The following is a 245-nucleotide window of genomic DNA, read 5'->3' as shown; positions in this document are numbered from 1 at the left end:
GACGACGCCATACTTATCGCGGGCGGCGCGTAGCGTCACGTAGCCTTCGCGCACGTCCCGCTCTACATCGAGCACGTCACGTTCAAGCGGAGAGCCAAAACCGCCTCCCCCGCCAGTGCGAACGCTGATTGACTCCCCTTTGAGAAGGCTCTGAGAGGATAACTTGCCAGTTGGATAACGTACCTCGTCCGAGCCAGTCCTCGTTACGGAAACTTCATTGCCAAGTGCACTGAGTCCACCGAAGA

1 pseudogene is annotated in these 245 nt (G+C 58.4%); it reads right to left on the bottom strand.

From position 1 onward, the window contains the following. Nucleotides 1–245 (bottom strand): annotated as a pseudogene (locus SB725_RS33210) (hydantoinase B/oxoprolinase family protein); the annotation flags it as partial.

Origin of the sequence: Pseudomonas sp. SIMBA_041, assembly GCF_046535095.1 — a bacterium.
Taxonomy (GTDB): domain Bacteria; phylum Pseudomonadota; class Gammaproteobacteria; order Pseudomonadales; family Pseudomonadaceae; genus Aquipseudomonas; species Aquipseudomonas mucoides.
The sequence above is the reverse complement of the archived record's forward strand: the minus strand, read 5'-3'. Positions and strand labels throughout refer to the sequence as shown.